Raw genomic sequence first — 14,827 nt, forward strand, 5'->3', positions numbered from 1 at the left:
GCGTCGGCCGGTCACCGCCCGCGACCGGCCGGCCGCTTTCCTTCCGCTTCGCTGGCAGGGCGCGCGGATACGCAGACCAGCTTGGAACGCCGGCATGCCTTGGCCGGTTGGACCGCAAAGGAGCCACATCATGGCCGCCAGCAAGCTGACCAAGTACCAAGAGATGCGCGACTTCTCCCAAACGGCCGAGCCGTCGGCAAATGAGAAGGTCGTGCCGTCCGAGGCTCTGCGGTTCGTGATCCAAAAGCACGCAGCCAGCCATCTGCATTTCGATCTGCGCTTGGAATACGACGGCGCCTTTCGCTCCTGGGCCGTGCCCAAGGGTCCCTCGATGGATCCGGCCGAACGTCGCTTGGCGATGGAGGTTGAGGATCACCCGCTCGATTATGGCGATTTCGAAGGGACCATCCCCAAGGGCCAATATGGCGGCGGCACGGTCATGCTCTGGGATCGCGGCTATTGGGCGCCGGAAAAGGGCTTTGAGAAGATCGGAGCTGCCCTGGGCAAGTGCGAGCTGAAGTTCGTCATGGAAGGGGGCCGTATGCACGGCTCCTGGGTCATCGTCCGCACAAAACGCGACAGCAAGGGCAGGGCCAGTTGGATCCTGATCAAGCATCGAGACGAGTTCGCCGCGCCGGGCAATCCCGCTGGCCCCACCGACGATGACCGCTCGATCGCCTCGGGCCGCACGATGGTCGAGATCGCAAACGGCAAGGGCAAGGCCGCCACGCCGTTCATGACCGCTTCGGGCGCCGCCGCCGGCGCGGTCTGGCGGAGCGACCGAGACGAGAGCGCGCCGGCGGATCTTATCAAGTCCGCGAAGACCAAGGCTGGGTCGAAGGGCAGGGCGGTCAAGGCGATGCCCGACTTCGTAGAGCCCCAACTGACCAAGCCGATGGAAAAGCCGCAGTCGGGGCCAGGCTGGGCCCATGAGATCAAATTCGACGGTTACCGCATGCAGTTGCGCACGCAGGGTGGCAAGGGTGTGCTTCGGACCCGCAAGGGCCTGGACTGGTCGGCTAAATTCAAGGAGATCGCCGCGGCGGGGGCTAACCTTCCAGATGGCATCCTCGACGGCGAGATCTGCGCGCTGGACCATACCGGCGCGCCGGACTTCGCCGGGCTGCAGGCGGCGATTTCCAGCGGTCAGACCAAAAACCTCGTCTTGTTCGCGTTCGACTACCTGTTTGACGGGCTGGAGGATCTTCGCGACCTTCCGCTCGAACAGCGCAAAGAGCGCCTTGCTCAGCGCCTTAAGGACGCGCCGGCCAATATTCGCTTTGTCGACCATTTCATCACCGCCGGCGACGCGGTGCTGCTGTCGGCCTGCCGCATGGATCTGGAAGGCATCATCTCCAAGCGGCTGGACGCGCCATATCGTTCGGGCCGCGGCGAGACCTGGACGAAGTCCAAGTGCCGGGCCGGTCATGAGGTGGTGATCGGCGGCTACACCACCACCAACGGGGCGTTCCGCTCGCTGATCGCCGGGGTGCATCGCGACGGAAAGCTCTTCCATATCGGCCGCATCGGCACGGGATTTGGCCGCGACAAGGTCGCGGTGATCCTGCCGCGCCTCGAGGCGCTTGAGATCAAAGCCTCACCTTTCGCCGGGAAGGAAGGCCCCAGCCGGGCGGGCCGTCTTGGCGAAGTTCATTGGGTTCGCCCTGAGCTTGTCGCCGAAATTGAATATGAGGGGTTCACAGGCGAGGGCCAGCTGCGTCAGGCGGCCTTCAAGGGCTTGCGGGAGGACAAGCCGGCGGGCGAGGTCGAAGCCGAAAGTCCGGCCCCGGCCTTTACGCCCCTGGCCGAGCCGAAACCTCAGCCAACGGCGTCCGGGACAGTGACAGTGACGCCCAAGACTGTGAGCTCTCGGGGCTCGGCCGTGGTTATGGGGCAAACGATCTCCAACGCCGGTAAGCCTCTGTGGCCCCACGCCAATGACGAGCGGCCGGTGACCAAGCTAGAGCTGGCCCAATATTACGAGGCGGTCGGCGAGTGGATGATCGACCATGTGCGCGGGCGGCCGTGCTCGATGATCCGGATGCCGGACGGCATCGAGGGTGAGCAAAAGTTCTTCCAGCGTCACGCCGGACAGGGCCAGTCGGCGCTGTTTTCCGAAGTGACCGTCTGGGGCGACCGCAAACCCTACCTGCAGCTGGACAAGGTCGAAGCGCTGGTGGCCGCAGCCCAGGTCGGAGCGCTCGAACTGCATCCCTGGAACAGCGAGCCTTTTATGCCCGAGCAACCGGGGCGACTAGTCTTCGACCTGGATCCGGCGCCGGACGTGCCGTTTGACTGGGTGATCGAAGGCGCGCGCGAGGTGCGCGACCGGCTCCAAGACCTCGGCCTGACCGCATTTTGCAAGACCACGGGGGGCAAGGGCTTGCATGTCGTTACGCCGCTTTCGGCCGACGGCCTCAACTGGGACGTCGCCAAAGCCTTCGCGCGCGACCTTTGCAAGGCGATGGCCCAGGACGAGCCGGACCGTTACCTGATCGAAATGAGCAAGGCCAAGCGGACCGGAAAGATCTTTCTGGACTATTTGCGCAACGACCGGATGGCCACGGCCGTGGCGCCCTTGTCTCCACGCGGCCGGCCCGGGGCCCCGGTGTCCATGCCTATCGCGTGGACCCAGGTGAAAAAGGGGCTGGATCCCGCCAGGTTTACGCTGCGCACCGTGCCGGCTTTGGTCGGAAAGCTTACGGCGTGGGAAGATTATTGTGACGGAGAGCGGCCGCTGGAAGGAGCCATAAAGCGCCTTGGCAAGGTCTAGGCGGGCAAGCGGGCTGGTTGCCGACGCCGCCGCGCAACGGTCAATGAGGCGCCCATGACGAGACGCGCGCCTGGCGGGCACGGACTGAGGCGGCGGCGTCGGGTCAGCCGCAGCCTGCTCAACCCTCGCCGCGATCCTGCAAGGCCAGGATCAAGTCAAACACCGCAATGGCTACAACCGCCGATCCTGCGATCGCCAAGAGCTTGCGGTCTGCGCCGGGCTTTCGAGCGGCCAGAGCAAGGCCGCCAATGTCCATAGCGTCGCCCGCGACCCGCATCCACAGAAACGGACCAAACTTGACCGGCGAAAGCAGGGCGGCGCCCGCCGCCAATTCCCGCGAGCCGAACGCCGCCACCGCCTCGGGCGAGGTGGCGCTTGAGGCGCCGATGGCGGCGGCGAACCGGCGCGGCGCGGTCAGGGCGGCAAGGCCCAGAAGGACGCTGGCCACACCAAGCGCATGCTTGATGCGGGTCAGTGAAGCCATTTAAGCGTCGGTGCGATTACGGGACGGGGAAGAGCCGCCCCTGCGGCCGGCCTCAGCCGCCAAGTCGCGGCTTTGGGAAAAGCTGCGCTTCTCGGCGGGGACTGAAGCGCCGCCCTTGGCGGCGATCGCACGCCGACGTTCTGGCGACATGACGGCAAAGCCGCGTTTGGCTTTGGAAGTAACGGTGGCCTGATCCATGGGATGTCCTCCTGCTGAACATTCAAAGGGACCAAAAGCCGAATAGTTCCAGCGTCAAAACCAGGCTGGTGCGCGAACGGGGACCAGGCCAAGCACGCTCCATATGTCAGATAGGCGCTCCCCGATCGCGAACGTCTCGCAAGTCCTGGCCGTGAGGGAACGCTGGTCAGCTCTTACCGTTGCTGTAGTCGGCAGTCGCCCTGACTGTGCATTGGAGATGAAGCATGGCCACCGCCGCCCCCAAACTTGACGCTGTCGCCCTGTTGAAAGCCGATCATCGCAAGGTCGAGGACCTTTTCGCGAAGTTCGAGGCCGCCAAGGGCGATGGAAAGAAGAAGGCCCTGGCCGAGCAGATCTGCATGGAGCTTACCGTCCATACCAAGATCGAAGAGGACATCTTCTATCCGGCCTGTGAGGGCAAGGTTGAGGAGGACCTCTTGAAGGAGGCCTATGTCGAGCACGACAGCGCCAAGGTGCTGATCGCCGAGATCGAAGCCGGCGGCCCCGACGATGAATTCTACGACGCCAAGGTCAAGGTGCTCTCGGAAATGATCGAGCATCATGTCAAGGAAGAAGAACAGCGGGTCGAGGGCATGTTCAGCCAAGCGCGCAAGGCTGGCCTGGACATGGACGCTCTGGGCGAGCAGATGGCCGCCGAGAAAGAGCAGCTGATCGCCAACTACAAGGCCGGCGGCCTGCCGGCTCCTGAGACGACCACCCTGGAAGGAACCACCCTCGCCGCGCACTGAGGGGGGTCGGGCTCTGACAGCAGGTGAGGCGACGGGTGACCGTCGCCTTTTTGCTGGACGGATGACTGCAACGGGCAACGAGTTCCGGCAGGGCACGACCATCACAAGATTGCGTCGTCGTTGGGCATCCGGTGCGTGATCCGCCGGCGCAACCACGATGTCTTCCCAAGGGTCAGGCCGAAGCCAGCAGCGCAGGAACATCGACAACGCCGCTCCGTTCAGGCCCGGCTTATCCCCGTCTAGCCGCCGGAGCCGCAATGTCCCTACTCAGCCTCAGCCGGGCCGACCTAGCAGAGCGCGGACTGCTCGACCGCGCGGGCGCGCCCTATAGCCGCCGCTTCGTGGAGACTTCGATCGGAGCGATGGCCTATGCAGAGGCAGGCTCTGGGCCTGACGTGATCGTCGCCATTCACGGCACGCTGACCGTTCTTGACGACATGCCTATAGCGCTCGACGGGCGCCTGGACGGCGTTCGAATGATCGCCTTTGATCGCCCCGGATTCGGCGCGAGCGCCCGCCGACCTGTCGCCGAGGCCGGCGTCTTGAGCCAGGCTCGCGCGCTCAACCAAGCCCTCGAGCGCTTGGGCATCGATCGGGCTGTGGTTCTGGGTCACTCGTTTGGCGGCGCCGTCGCGACCGCCATGGCGATGCTCGCGCCTGAGCGGGTGATCGGCGTGGTCGCCCTGGCGCCATTGGTCATGCCCGAGATCCGATTGGAACATCTTTTGTTTGGCCCACGCGGCGTCCCGCTATGGGGCCGCGCCTATGCGGACATGGCTCACGGCGGGTTCGATAAGGGTCTACTCCCGATCCTTTGGCGCGCGATGTTCTTGCCGCAGATCATGCCGCAAGCGGTCGCCGAGCGCCTGCCGTTCGCTATGGCAGGCGAGGCCGGCGCGACCGCGCGGGTCGGTGAGGACTGTTTGACCGCTGGGCCTGACTTGGTGGCGATCCTTGCCAACGCGGCGCTCCTGCAGATGCCCCTGCGGGTGCTGGGCGGCGGCGCGGACCTTGTGATCAACAACGCACTCCACGGTCAGGTCCTGGCGGCGCTGGCGCCCCGCGGTCATTTCTCGCTGTTGCCTGGCGTTGGGCACATGATCCACCACGCCGCGCCCGACCGGGTAACGCAGGCTCTTGCGGACGTTCTCGGCGCGGCGCCGCACTGAAGAGCGCCTGAGACGGCTCAGTTTGTCGAGAACCAAGGCCGGCGACCGACGTTCTGACACCATGACCCAAAACGCTCTCAACACCCCCATAGACGCCCAGCGGATCGATGGAGCCGTCGTAATCACCGGCCCGGACGGTCTCAACACCGCGATGACGCCGCAAGCTGCACGCGCCTCGCTGGAAAATCTGCAGCGAGCCTTGGATGCCGGCGCCCGAACGTCCGACACCTATCAAAAGCCGCTTGGCTAGGCGTGACGTCGGCCACGCCTATTCCCACGGCCAATGAGGGCGTGGGGCCGAGGCGATTTCCGAGTTTTCCCTTTTAATCTGTGAGCTCTGGCGTGTTCGAATATGAGTTTGAGGTTCGACCTGATGGCCTTCCCGTAAACGCCGTGCCAAAAGTGACGTTCGAAAAGAACAGCAAATTCAACCGGTTGACAAATAGGTTAGCGCTAACCAACTGATTTATAGACAAATTCAGCTTTTGGTGATCAAGCTGCTAGGTGGTATGGCTGGCTTTCGCCGGCAGCGCTTCTCGAGGCATCAAGCATAGTCCCAAGTCATTCGACTTCAGTCCGCCTAGCTGCCGAAAACGGGCGCAGCGCGAACTCCTGATCTGCTGACGTCAAAATGACTGCCCCGCTGTCGTATCTCTCAAATGCCCAACCCGCTGTTAACTAGCCTGGCCGCATCCAAACGGCTGTTTCGCCACTGAATGATACAAGGGCTCGTACTCGCCGGCCTCGGACTGCAACACCCTGCAGGAGGGGGTCGTCCACATATGTGGTGAGCCCCAGATCGTGGCCCCGTTGGCCTTGGCAACGCGCTCCAACTCGTCGACCAGGTCGGGACGCAGCGAAAAGAAAGAACGCTCGGCGCTTCGATCTTGCCGACGCCAGAGCCAAGGCCTGCTGTCGGCCGGCAAAGCTGAAAGCTGGTTTTCCAGGTGGTGTTGCACAACCCCGGTAAGGGAAGGCCCCCCGGGCGATCGCGTTGATCCTCGAGTTCTGCCAGCAAGGCTCAGTGGAGGCGCAGCGACAGATTGCGATAGCGGCCGAGCCGTAATCTCCGCGAAACAGGTGCCGCAAAGAAAACCTATTAATTCCAAAGAGTTATGCGCTGGACAAGGTCTAACATCCTGATTGGAGAGGACATTCAGCTTTTCAGCCACTCAGGGCTCACCTCAAGGTTTGTTCGCCAGAACACGCTTTGAAGAACGAACTATGAATACGGTCCATGCGGTGCGGACGATTCTGTCGGCAGGATCGTTGAGGGCTCACCTCAAGGTATGTTCGCAAATACTCGCTGCATAGAAAAAAGCAGAATTTACCGCACGGCGAGTACCTCGCCGTACGGTGAACGCCCGTAATTTTTGCCGCCGACTGTCCCAACAGTCCTAGAGAGGTCGAAGCGTGAGATATGCTCCGCTCAGGCAGCAAAGGTCAGTTGGGTTGGCCGCACTATAGTAACCACGAGCCGGATCATAGATGGTCCAAATTGGCGACCGAGACAGCATTAAAATGAAATGAAGTCTCGTGAGGTGCGCTATCACAGGAAAGGAAGCGGGATATTCGCCCTCACTACATAGTACAGCTTGTGCCTGCATGCCAAAGTGAGGAGCTATATCTGCCAATGACGCGAGATCGATGCGACCGCTATATGTCCATGCTTGATCAGGTGCCACGCCGCCTAACCTCCCAATTTTGGTGGAAGCGATCGACAGACACTGAATGCCGCAGTTCAAATTACTCACCGTGTGTTCGACCACATGCCCCGAATCCGTCGAAGGTATTTAGCGGCAAATAATAATGAGGCTTCTCTCTCTTAATATTATTTAAGGTGCTGACATTAGCCATTGCAATGAAGTCTACGCTATCCAGCGGGTCGTGATAAATGCCGAACACCCCGACACTTGGCTTGTATTCATATAGAACGCTTTTCACGCCATTGCTGGCAAGATAGTATGTCTCTTCATTCACATTGTGAGGGCTGGGCGTGTAATTCGTTTTAAACAAGACCCGCGTCTGAATATCTCCTGCGGTCCATACTTGGCCTACCTTTATGCCGCAGGTTTTTGGCAAAACGATCCGAACGATGCCCCCTCGCGCGCACAGAAGCCCGCGTTCGGAGCAATCCGCCAAGGGCGCCACAAACGGGCCTCGTCGTTCCATATTGCGTCTGAAATCCAGTATCAGATCACCAAAAGCAAAGACACCGCGCTCTGACCATGAGCCAGTCTGTCCAGTCAGTACAAGCGCCACCGAGAGAGACAAAAATGACATAGTTTTTACTCGAAGCTATAGGGCGGCCAAGTGGGAATGGGAAAGCCCACTACCTGACCAATCGCATACGCCATCTGATGTATGGCTAATTCATGTTCCCGGAAGAATTGAGATGTCTCGTCGTAGTTATTGTAAGTCTGGTACTGCGCGTAGTGCAGCCCGGCATAGTAGTCGTTCAGCGACTTTCCGGCGGGCGTGTTGTGCGCAATCTCGTGGAGATATAAATAAACGTACCCAGTGTACCACGGATCTGGAGCGCCGACGACTGCGTTGGCATATTGTGCCGCATAGCCAACGATAGTGTTGGCACGAACGGAAATGTTTCCATAGACGTTCGCGCCGCCTCGACTGCGACCGAAATCTACGTCGTTGGCAACAATTCGAAAGTTCATGGCATCCATTTGAACGCCAAGATCGGAAACGACGATTGTACGCTTATCTGCAGGAATTCCGGGCAAGTTGGGAAACTGCACTGTATAACCCGCCATTCCTGGCCCCATTGCGTCGAAGATCACTGATCCAATACCTTGGAAGTTTTCTAGGATCGCCTCAGCCTCTGCGCTTTGATCAGAGGTTACGCGCTCTGATCCATAGCTAGCCTCATAGTCTGGGCCGGACACCGCAGGAAAAATCCATTGACTGTCGTAGAAATATTGCGATCCGCCTAGGAAGTAGTTGGGATTATTGAAAAAGTTGCGAGCGGCCGGACGAAAGGTAATGATATCGTTGGTTGAAGCCGTTACGACTATCTGAGATACCTCGGTGCTGTCACCACCAAGGAACGCTTGCGCTTCTTCACGAGATAGATTTCTCACCGTGGCTCTCCATTATTTCGAGTTTCAGAGATTGTTGCAACACTTCAGCGAAAATCCTCTGCGCCGAAGGCAAGTCGCGATTGAAAGCGTGCATAGCCTCGACGACAGCCGCCGCGTTCCGGTAGAACGCAGCTGTCACGGGCAACCACGGCTGGTCTAGAATGCCGCACCGTCCCAGCGCACATATCAGTATTGCTCTAGCGAGGCGCCCATTTCCTTCTACAAGCGGGTGACTCAGAGCAATTTGCACGTAGCAATACATCGACCACGTCAAAGGGCAAACGTTTGAAATGTATTCACCATCTAGCAATCTCGATATGAACATTCGAGATACGTTAGGGTTAGCGTATAAAGTTCTTCTGCCCTCGACGTCAGGAGCCGTCGCCATAGACATATCTCTTATGCAGGCAGAAGTGCCGAGCAGCGATGATGCCAGTGCTAGTATATTAGCTTCATTCCATGACCAATCTTTGGCACTTTGCCAATGAGCCAGCAGCGTCGGCTCAGGCGAAATGCGGAAAAATACTCGCTCCACGGGAATTTGAATTTGACTGAATATAGCGGCTTGCGCCGCGATACCCGCAGTATCCGCGTTCGAGGCATGAAACGCAGCGCGAAGGTCCGCACCAAAGTATTCTGGGGCCGACCAAGATCCGCATCGAGCGCGAATTTGGCTGGCGACCGAGTCCATCTCTACCGTGTCTCTGGTCCCAACTGGAAGTACAGGGAGTCGAGGCCTTAACGTTCTCGTATCCATCTCTAGCCCGGCGCGCATGAGTTTATCGCTCAGGTTGCAGCGCGCTGCGCTCACATGCAATAGTGATATTTGTACCCCAGGTTTGTGGGATATTTGCACCGCGAAGAGGGGCGAAACTTTTGCCCCAAGGTCCTAGGCTGGTAGGCGGCCCATTTGGCTTGCCAGTCCTTCCACGCCTATGTTTCCGACGCAGGGATACGGCCGATGGTCGCCTTGCTGACACCCAAAACCTTGGCTAGGTGGCGCACGCTCTCGCCATTGGCACGCTGCTGAGCGACGAAGGTGCGCTGAGCGACCGTCAGACAGTGTCGGCGACCCAGCTTAACGCCGCGGGCCTTTGCACGTTCACGGCCCTCGCCGGTGCGCGATCGGATCAACTCGCGCTCGAACTCGGCCAGGCCGCCCAAGACGGTAAGCATCAATCGCCCGTGCGGCGTGGTGGTGTCTGCCCAGGTGTCGCGCACCGATCGAAACTGCGCGCCCTTCTCGGTGAGGGCGGCCAGGACATTGAGCAGATCTCGCGTCGAGCGCGCCAGGCGGTCCAGCCGGGTGACTACCAGCACGTCGCCGGCGGCCAGCGAAGCGATTGCCTTCTTGAGCTGGGTCCGATCAGCCTTCGCCCCGGACGCCGTCTCGCTGAACACCTTCTCGCAGCCGACCGCCATTAGTTCGGCGACCTGCGCCGCGGCGCTCTGACCGTCGGTCGAAACCCGTGCATATCCGCAAATCATACGCCTGATTCTGAGACTATAATCTGAGACACGCAAGCCGCTGATATCGTTGGGGCTGGTCAGCGTCTCTTTTTTCAAGAATTGTGAGCCGCCGCAGAAGCGGCGGGGGCATTCCCATGGCGCGGCGAAGCTTGCTCACGGGCGATGAACGGCGTCGGCTGTTCGAACCTCCGGTCACGGACCGGGAGGTGGCGCGCTGTTACACCTTCTCAGCCAAAGACCTCGATTGGATCGAGGCGCGTCATGGCGCGGCCAATCAGCTGGGCGCCGCGGTGCAGATGGCGCTGCTTCGCCATCCGGGGTTGGGCTGGCGACTTGGCGAGAGCGTACCGCCCGCCGTGCTGCGCTTCCTGGCCGATCAGGTCCACGTCGCTCCCTCGGCGCTGGACGCTTATGCCAAGCGACCGCAAACACGCCTGACCCATGTTCGCCAGCTTCACCATCGATTGGCCTTGCGGCCGTTCAACCGCACCGATCTTCGCCATGCAGTGGAAGTCGCCTGCGCTGCGGCGCGGTCTACCGACAAGGGCGGGCCGATCGTTGAGGCGCTGATCGCGGAGCTGCGCCGGCAACGGATCATTCTGCCTCCGTCCGAGACCCTGGAACGTGTCGGCCTGGCCGGCCGCGCCCAGGCAAGGCGCAAAGCGGCCGACGATCTTCTGGCCTCCATAACGCTGTCGCAGTTCGAACGCATCGACCAACTGCTGATCAACGATCCGGCTTTGCGCAAATCGCCGCTGGCCTGGCTGCGGGAAATTCCGGAATCGCCCAGCGCCGCCAGCATGGCGGGCATCACCGAGCGACTGGCCTATGTCCGTGCAATCGCCATCGATCCGGCGATCACCAGCAGCATCCACGAGCACCGCTTCGAGCAATACGCCCGCGAGGGGGCGGTCGCCCCGGCCTTCCTGCTGAGCGGGTACAGCGTCGGCCGACGCCGCGCGACCGTCGTGGCGCAACTGATCTTCCTGGAAAGCCGCCTGAGCGACGCCGCGGTCGATATGTTCGACAAGATGGTCGGCTCGCTGTTCGCCAAGGGCCGCCGCGGCCGCGAGCGCAAGTACCAGGCTAGCAGCCGCGAGGTCAGCCAGATCATGCGTCTGTTCAGCGGCGTGATCGGCGCCGTTGATCAGGCCCGGGTCGATGGCGGCGACGTTCTCGACCGCATCGACGCCCAGGTCGGTTGGTGGAAGGTGCTGGCCGCCAAGCCGAAGATCGACGCCCTGGCCGCCCTGGCGATCGAGGATCCGCTGATCAGCGCCGCCGACCGCTACGGGGCGCTGCGCCGGTTTGTCCCGACTTTCCTGGAGCACATGCGGTTCAGGGCCGGAACCGGTGGCGCGCCCTTGCTCAAGGCGGTGGACATCCTGCGCGACCTCAACCAGTCCGGCCGAAGGGAGTTGCCCAATGACGCGCCGCTGCCGTTCGCGTCGAAACATTGGAAGGCCCTCGTCAAGCCGGTCGGCGCCCCAATCAACCGGCGGCTCTATGAGACCGCGCTGGCCGCCACGCTGCGCGACCGCCTGAGGTCTGGCGATCTGTGGATCGAGGGCTCGCGAGCCTACAAGCGTTTTGCCGACTATCTGCTGCCCAAGGATGAGGTCGCCGCTGAAGCCGAGACGCTGCCCGTCAACGTTGAGATGGGCGCATATTTGGCCGAACGGGCCGGCCTCCTGGATCAGCGCCTGGCCGCCTTCGCCCGGCGCCTCTCCAAGGATGACCTGGTGGGCGTGACTCTGAAGGGCGAGGAGCTGTCGGTCACGCCGGTCAAGGCCAACACCCCAGTCGAGGCGCGATCGCTGGACCGGGCGATCGACGCACTGCTGCCGCGCGTCCGGATCACCGAACTGCTGCGGGAGATCGACACCCTGACCGGGTTCTCGTCGATGTTCCGCGAGCTGCGGTCGGGCAAGGTCCATGAGAATTCCAGCTGCATCCTCGCCGCGGTTTTGGCCGACGCCACCAATCTGGGCCTGGAGCGCATGGCCAACGCCAGCCAGGGCGTCTCCTACGCCCAACTGGCTTGGACCGAGAGCTGGTATCTGAGCGAGGAGAACTACAGGGCCGCGCTGGCCAGGATCATTGAGGTCCACCACGCCCAGCCGTTCGCGAGGCACTGGGGCGATGGCCAGGCCTCGTCGTCCGACGGACAGTTCTTCAGGTCTGGCCGTCGACGCGGCGGAGCCGGCGAGGTCAACGCCAAGTATGGGCCTGAACCCGGCCTGCGGATCTACACCCACCTGTCGGACATGCACGGCTCGTTCCACACCCGCGTGCTGTCGGCCACCTCGTCGGAGGCGCCCTATGTGCTCGACGGCCTGATCGGTCGTGGGGGCGGCGAGCATTACACCGACACTGGCGGGGCTACAGACCACGTATTCGCCCTTTGTCATTTGCTCGGCTACCGGTTCGTGCCGCGCCTGCGCGATCTGCAGGATCGCCGCCTGGCTATCATCGGCGCTAAGCCGCGTCACAAGATCCTCGAGCCCCTGCTGGGCCGCCCTATCCGGGTCGATGTGATCGAGGAAAATTGGGATGACATCGTCCGGCTGGCCGCGTCAATCAAGGCCGGTTCCGTCGCGCCGTCCGTGATGCTCAAAAAGCTGTCGGCGTTCAAGCGGCAGAACCGGTTGGACATGGCCCTCGCCGAGGTCGGCCGGATCGAGCGGACGTTGTTCACCTTGGACTGGTTGGAGAGCCCCGAGTTACGCCGGCGTTGCCAGGCTGGCCTCAACAAGAGCGAGGCCCGCCATGCGCTGGCCCAGGCGGTGTTCGTTCACAAGCAAGGCCGGATCGCCGATCGCACCCTGCACAACCAGGAGCACCGCGCCTCGGGGCTGAACCTGGTGATCGCCGCCATCGCGCTCTGGAACACATTATATATGCAGCGCGCCGTCGAGCATCTGCGCGAGCAGGAAGTGGCGACGCCCAATGAGCTTCTGGCGCACCTTTCACCGATGAGCTGGGCGCACGTCGGCTTAACGGGCGACTACCTTTGGGCCGACGCCGCGACCGCAGGCGGGTTCAGGCCGCTGAACGACCCGGCCGACCGGCTGTACCGAGCCGCGTAGCCGTATGTTCCTGCTTCGTACTTCTTAGCGTACTTTAGCGCGCAAACCTTGGCCGACGCGGATACTTGGCTTTCGCGACCCGCATTGTCGGCATCCGTCAATCATCGTCTATTCGGCCGGCAACCCGACGGAGTTACCATGCTGCAGTTTGAATTGCTGAAAAACCACGCTGGCATGGTGCTGATCGGCGACTACCTGACGCTTCGGGAGCTCCATACCCTCGTTCACAAAGTCAACGAGGACTCGCCGATGATCCACGACAAAGAAGGGCCGTTTCTCGGCCTGGCTTACGACATACGAAAAGCCTACGAGCAGCAGCGGCGCGTCATTGATCCGCCCGAGCACATCCCCGAGATCGGCCCAAGGTTTGGCGTGGAGATTCTGTGGCCGGTCCTGCTGTTCCAAACCCGATTGCTCCGCCGGGCGCTCGCCTGGGTGCCGCATGGACCCGGCGACCAAGCTCTAGTCTACGCCCTTGAGCACACGGTCCAGACCGCGATCGAGGCAGCCTTTAAGGACCTCGCACCGATGGTCGTCAGCGCGTGGCAAAACCTGGACCCCGTGCAGCCCGAGGCCGACGACCAGCTGGACGCCCGCGGCGCATTGTTCTGCTCCTGGCCTAAAGCGCGCCGGAGGCGAGACTTCGCCAACCTGCTCGAAAGCTTCAGTCCCTTGTACGCCTTTGCCTACGAGGTGAAAGTTGGCAGAGGAGAACGGCTGCTCCTAGACCCGGCTGAGATCGAGCTTTGGCGCGGGGCCGAGTGGCCCGACCCGAAGTGGTAGCGTTCTCAAGGCTTTTTGCGCCCGTAGCGCTGAACTTCTTGGTTTGTACTTCAAAGCGTGTTCTGGCGAACAAACCTTGAGGTCAGCCCCAGAGCGGCTGCGAGAGACCTGGTCGCCAGAACAGATCGCGGGCCATCTCAAAGCCACCCGCCAGCTCCAGGCCTACGCCTGCCACGAGACCATCTACCGCTACGTCTATGGGCCAGATGGCCAGGCCGCGGAGCTCTACAAGCTGTTGCCCAAGATGCGTCGGCGCCGGCGCGTGCGCTATGCCCGACGGCCGCGCGGACTGAATATCCCACTGCAAAACACCATCGCACAGCGCCCCACCCATATCGGCGAGCGCCAGGGATACGGCCATTGGGAGTGCGATCTGATCGCCTTCCGCAAGGAATACGGGCGTCACAACATCACGACGCTGGTCGAGCGGCGAAGCCGGTATCTGATCATGATCAAAAACCCGAGCCGCAGCTCGACAGGCATCATGGCCGGTCTGGCCGAGCGTCTGGAGCCGTTTCCTCCGCCGATGCGGCAATCCATTACCTTTGATCGCGGCACGGAGTTCGCCTTCTACGGGACCCTGAAGCGCTCGCTGGAAATCGACAGCTACTTCTGCAAGCCACAGGCGCCTTGGCAAAAAGGCACGGTCGAGAACACCAACGGTCGCCTGCGCCGCTTCTTGCCCAGCGACACAGACATCGCGTTGATCCCGCCGGAGAAGCTGATGGAGCTGACCACGCGGCTCAATCGGATTCCGCGCAAGTGCCTCGGATACCGCACGCCGGAGGATGTGCTTGCGGAGCAGATCGCGGCGACGGCTGGGACACGGGCGGCGAACGGGCTCTGCGCTACGTGATGGCTCCGCGCCCGCCCGTCGCCCGACTGCCAAGGCCCTGAAACCCTGACGTGACAGGAGGTCCCCTCCCCGTCATCCTGCCCAGGCCCTTCGTCGCACTTCAGTTAGAACCCACAGCGCAAAATGCAAATGTCAGTGCCTAGCAAGTTAGACATGTC

12 protein-coding genes and 1 pseudogene are annotated in these 14,827 nt (G+C 61.8%); 7 read left to right on the forward strand and 6 right to left on the reverse strand.

The window, feature by feature from the left end; genetic code table 11:
* Positions 1–130: 130 nt before the first annotated feature.
* Positions 131–2,773, forward strand: coding sequence for a DNA ligase D (gene ligD / locus ACW17Z_RS20665; protein ID WP_492059120.1), 2,643 nt, complete (start codon positions 131–133; stop codon positions 2,771–2,773).
* Between the two features lie 118 nt (positions 2,774–2,891).
* Here the strand turns inward: ligD and ACW17Z_RS20670 are convergent, their stop codons facing one another.
* Both ACW17Z_RS20670 and ACW17Z_RS20675 read right to left on the reverse strand, forming a co-directional pair.
* Entirely contained in the window at positions 2,892–3,257 is a 366-nt protein-coding gene (locus ACW17Z_RS20670) for a hypothetical protein (protein ID WP_492059122.1), read from the reverse strand.
* Complete coding sequence (locus tag ACW17Z_RS20675) at positions 3,258–3,455, reverse strand: stress-induced protein (protein ID WP_492059123.1); 198 nt, start codon at positions 3,453–3,455, stop codon at positions 3,258–3,260.
* Positions 3,456–3,679: 224 nt separating this feature from the next.
* On the opposite strand from ACW17Z_RS20675, the gene ACW17Z_RS20680 reads away from it, so the two are divergent.
* From ACW17Z_RS20680 to ACW17Z_RS20690, 3 genes are all read left to right on the forward strand, one after another.
* Positions 3,680–4,204: a hemerythrin domain-containing protein gene (locus tag ACW17Z_RS20680; protein ID WP_492059125.1), complete on the forward strand. Its 525-nt coding sequence runs from the start codon at positions 3,680–3,682 to the stop codon at positions 4,202–4,204.
* A 395-nt stretch (positions 4,205–4,599) separates the two neighbouring features.
* Positions 4,600–5,373, forward strand: coding sequence for an alpha/beta fold hydrolase (locus tag ACW17Z_RS20685; protein ID WP_492059126.1), 774 nt, complete (start codon positions 4,600–4,602; stop codon positions 5,371–5,373).
* Positions 5,374–5,434: 61 nt separating this feature from the next.
* Positions 5,435–5,623 (forward strand): hypothetical protein, encoded by a 189-nt coding sequence (locus tag ACW17Z_RS20690; RefSeq protein ID WP_492059128.1) that lies wholly within the window; start codon positions 5,435–5,437, stop codon positions 5,621–5,623.
* A 1,496-nt stretch (positions 5,624–7,119) separates the two neighbouring features.
* On the opposite strand, the gene ACW17Z_RS20695 is transcribed toward ACW17Z_RS20690, so the two are convergent.
* The 4 genes from ACW17Z_RS20695 to ACW17Z_RS20710 form a co-directional block, all read right to left on the reverse strand.
* Positions 7,120–7,656, reverse strand: coding sequence for a hypothetical protein (locus ACW17Z_RS20695; protein WP_492059130.1), 537 nt, complete (start codon positions 7,654–7,656; stop codon positions 7,120–7,122).
* Positions 7,657–7,661: 5 nt separating this feature from the next.
* Positions 7,662–8,471 carry a hypothetical protein gene (locus tag ACW17Z_RS20700; protein ID WP_492059132.1) on the reverse strand — a complete coding sequence of 270 codons (810 nt, stop codon included), beginning with the start codon at positions 8,469–8,471 and terminating at the stop codon, positions 7,662–7,664.
* Positions 8,452–9,162 carry a hypothetical protein gene (locus tag ACW17Z_RS20705; protein WP_492059134.1) on the reverse strand — a complete coding sequence of 237 codons (711 nt, stop codon included), beginning with the start codon at positions 9,160–9,162 and terminating at the stop codon, positions 8,452–8,454. Before ACW17Z_RS20705 ends, ACW17Z_RS20700 begins: the two co-directional genes overlap by 20 nt.
* A 242-nt stretch (positions 9,163–9,404) precedes the next feature.
* Entirely contained in the window at positions 9,405–10,037 is a 633-nt protein-coding gene (locus tag ACW17Z_RS20710) for a recombinase family protein (protein ID WP_492059136.1), read from the reverse strand.
* 38 nt (positions 10,038–10,075) lie between these two features.
* Between ACW17Z_RS20710 and ACW17Z_RS20715 the strand changes: the two genes are divergently transcribed.
* The 3 genes and pseudogenes from ACW17Z_RS20715 to ACW17Z_RS20725 form a co-directional block, all read left to right on the forward strand.
* Positions 10,076–13,030, forward strand: coding sequence for a Tn3 family transposase (locus ACW17Z_RS20715; protein WP_492059137.1), 2,955 nt, complete (start codon positions 10,076–10,078; stop codon positions 13,028–13,030).
* Between the two features lie 138 nt (positions 13,031–13,168).
* Positions 13,169–13,813, forward strand: coding sequence for a DUF6904 family protein (locus tag ACW17Z_RS20720; protein ID WP_492059139.1), 645 nt, complete (start codon positions 13,169–13,171; stop codon positions 13,811–13,813).
* 79 nt (positions 13,814–13,892) lie between these two features.
* Positions 13,893–14,669 (forward strand): annotated as a pseudogene (locus tag ACW17Z_RS20725) (IS30 family transposase); the annotation flags it as partial.
* Positions 14,670–14,827: the final 158 nt, after the last annotated feature.

Source organism: Caulobacter sp. GSs2 (assembly GCF_058680895.1).